Raw genomic sequence first — 3,443 nt, 5'->3', positions numbered from 1 at the left:
CCTCAGGGAAACTTTTAACTGTATTTGGTGGGTAATCAGGAAATCATTTAATACGACAGAATGCTTATATACTATTTCATTTGTTAATAATTTACTGAAACTATTTCTGAAAGGATTGTTTCTACAAAATACAAATATCAAATAAAGTATCAATACTATTAATATCTGGTCTTTTTATGTAGTAAATCAAGCAAAAATATTATTTTAAAAGCTTTTAGCTTCATATGAATAGCTTTAAATATAGGCAAAAAATGCAAAATGCAAAAAACATTAATGAGATTTATAATTATTTTAATTAATACTTATATTTTCTTTTAAATTTAATATGTTATATATTAACCATAAATTATATACCAGTATATGAAATATATGATTATTATAATTAATATGACGGTCTAAAATATAAAAGTGACTTTTATGATAAGAATAAGCTATATTCGTTAGGGTGTTTTTAGAATGACTTCCACTAGAAGAGCTTATAGCACTCAATTGGCAAAGGAGTTGCACATGCAAACGCTGCACAAATTACTCTACTTTACTTGGTTTATTTTTTATTTACTCCTACCCATTTCAGTAGCTGAAGCTAGATTGTTATCAATAGATGAGCTTAGAGATTTAGGCTTAAGTAGCTTGATGGATATTACTGTGGAAACTGCATCAGGCACAGAAGAAACTCTAATTGATGCACCTGCGACGATGGCCATTGTGACAAAGAAAGATATTCAGCAACGTGGTTATAGCAACATTGTTGAAATTTTAGAAGACCTACCGGGGTTTGATGTCACGACGGTGAATGGAATGGTGTATTCCTCATCTCATCAACGCGGTTATCGTACTCCTTTTACCACTCGGACCTTATTGATGGTTAATGGCATTGTTGATAATACCTTATGGGCACATGATGCAATGCTTAGTCGCCAATATCCCATATCTAATGTCGAACGAGTTGAAGTATTATATGGTCCAGCCAGCGCGGTTTATGGCCCTAATGCTTTTCTGGGTGTAGTGAATATTATTACAGATGATGGTAGTAAATTAGATGTTGGTGAAATAACAGGCAGTATCAGTGGACAAATTGGCAGTTTTAATTCTAAAAGTGTTGATGCTACTTTAAAAGGAAAGCTAGCTGAAGATTTAAGCTTTTCTATTTCCACTCAGCAATTTAATAGTGATGAGCCTGATTTTAGTGATCGTTATGGTTATTTGAGCAATTCACTCTATGGCAGCGAACAACTTTGGGGCGTGATTAATGATATTCAGCATGAAGGCGAATATTTAGACCATTATTACGATCCGAGCAAAGACTATGGGGTATTAGCAGATTTAAGCTATAAAGGTTTAAAACTAGGCATCATTCATTGGAAGGTTAAAGAGGGTTATGGGCCTTATTTCGCGGCAGATCGAGCACAAAATAATGGTTTCTGGAGTAAAGACAGTAATCAATATTATGCTAAATATAAAACTGATTTAACTGAACATTTAAAAAGTCAAAGCTTGATGTTATATCGAGAAAATCGGCGTTATGGATATTGGGCAGAAGCTGAACCTGATGGGCAGGATGCCTCTTTTATCAGTTATACCCAATGGAATGCAGTAAGCAGTAGTTGGTTGTTTGAGCAGGCATTTGAATATGAATTCAATCCAGATTTATTATTGTCAGCGGGCTTAAAATACCAGCGTAAAGAGCTGACTAAAAGCTATGATATTCCTGGATATTGGCCTTCTGCTATCAGTTCTACCGCAGAAATAGGTAGTGGTATTGGGCATAGCACTGATCTTACCTACGATATTCCACCCTATCCCGGTGATATGCCAGATTATAATTTAACCAATATTCGTGATGTTGGCGGTTATGTGCAAGCAATTTTGGATCAGGGAGATTGGCGGTTTAATTTAGGGCTACGTTATGACCACAACTCAATGTATGGCAGTGTGATTAATCCACGTGTAGCTGCTATTTATAATTATGACAATGACTGGACATTTAAAGCCTTGTATGGCGAAGCATCCCAAGAACCTGCACCCATCCTTTTATGGGGAGGTTGGTCTGATCGTGCGGTTAATCCTGATTTACAGCCAGAGAAAGTGCAAAATGCAGAATTAATTGCCATGTATCATACTAATAGTTTATGGCAAGAATGGTCGTTGTATAAGGCGCACTATTCTAATGTGATTAAAGAAGAAGCAGAAAATGCAGGCACGCGAGATATTTGGGGTTTGGAGTATCGGGCTAAATTGGCTTTTGCCCATTTCATAGAAGGCTTTAATGATATAACCACCTATTTCAATTATACCTATACCTATCCTGAAAGTAGCTTATTTTATGACCATGATGCTGATGTTTGGTTAGAGGGCGACGCGGCCTTAGGTGATATTGCACCTCATAAAATCAATTTAGGGATTAATATGCCATTAGGTGATTGGAATCTGAATTTACGCGGTAATTATGTGAGTTCGCGTGAATTGTATTTGCGTAATCCATTGCGTGGTCAGAGTGAAAAATTGGGCAGTTATTTTGTATTGAACAGTGCCATCAGCTATCAATATGAGCCATTGACTGTCACCTTTAAAGTTTCAAACTTATTGGATAAAAATTATTTTCACCCTGGAGCAGAATCTGCTAATGCAGGCAATGATTTCTCACAACGTTCTTTAGGTTATATGAATTCAATCGTACCTCAAGCAGAACGCTCATATTGGCTACAGGTAAAATTTGAATTTTAGAGTCTTATCAAAAACTTATGTTATGCACGAAATGTAATTTTGTGGAAACCCTTTTGCAAAAATATTGGATCGATAAGATGAAGACAGAATCAGGCTTATAATCAACTCAACTGCTACCGTTCTACAATTTTTGCCACACGTAATAAATTGCTATTAGGGACTAATCCAACATCACGCATGGATTGTGGTGCAATATAAAATCGAATCTTCCGTTTTTGTTTGAAAAACCCAACCATGCCTCCTTTCTGAGCAAATTTTTTAATATCGCTGACGGTTAAAATAGATTTGCCTTGTACAAATGTAAAAATATCCTTTAAATCCCGCTTTCTTGAGCTGCTCACATAGAGAATATGACACTTTTCGACTTGCTCAATTTTATCAAACTCATTTAATACCATAGGATGATCATTCACCATCTCATTTTTCAATAATTGACTTAAACTGCCTCCAAAAGGGTTTTTTCCCAATATACAAATATTAAATAAAGCATTAACACTATTAAAGGTATGTTCTGGCCATGTGATAAATTGAGTAAAATTAAATAAAAATATAGCCTTAACATCTTTCTCTTTCGAACCAGCCGCTTTGGCCATCGGTGAAATATGAAAGATGCAAAAAAACATTAAAGCAATCACGATGGGCTTTATAATTATTTTAAGCATTTTGTATTTTTTCTTTAATATTTAATGGATTATAGATTGTCTTGCATTGTATGCCAC

The 3,443-nt window shown here is 35.0% G+C and carries 2 protein-coding genes; one reads left to right on the top strand and one right to left on the bottom strand.

The genetic code is table 11. The features are described from left to right. Positions 1 to 507 precede the first annotated feature (507 nt). A complete protein-coding gene (locus ABXH34_RS18280; protein ID WP_353573324.1) occupies positions 508 to 2,724 on the top strand; it encodes a TonB-dependent receptor plug domain-containing protein in 2,217 nt (738 codons plus the stop codon). 113 nt (positions 2,725 to 2,837) lie between these two features. On the opposite strand, the gene ABXH34_RS18275 is transcribed toward ABXH34_RS18280, so the two are convergent. Next, entirely contained in the window at positions 2,838 to 3,386 is a 549-nt protein-coding gene (locus ABXH34_RS18275; protein ID WP_353573323.1) for a TOL_0243 family YfiR-like periplasmic protein, read from the bottom strand. Positions 3,387 to 3,443: the final 57 nt, after the last annotated feature.

The organism is Candidatus Albibeggiatoa sp. nov. BB20 (assembly GCA_016744725.1).
Classification (GTDB): Bacteria; Pseudomonadota; Gammaproteobacteria; order Beggiatoales; family Beggiatoaceae; genus Albibeggiatoa.
Note: the sequence above shows the minus strand (reverse complement) of the source record. Positions and strands in the feature narration are given on the sequence as shown.

Excerpts from the sequence above, each read along its gene's own strand:
- ABXH34_RS18280 (WP_353573324.1), top strand. The coding sequence starts at position 508 with ATGCAAACGCTGCACAAATTACTCTACTTTACTTGGTTTATTTTTTAT.
- ABXH34_RS18275 (WP_353573323.1), bottom strand. The coding sequence starts at position 3,386 with ATGCTTAAAATAATTATAAAGCCCATCGTGATTGCTTTAATGTTTTTT.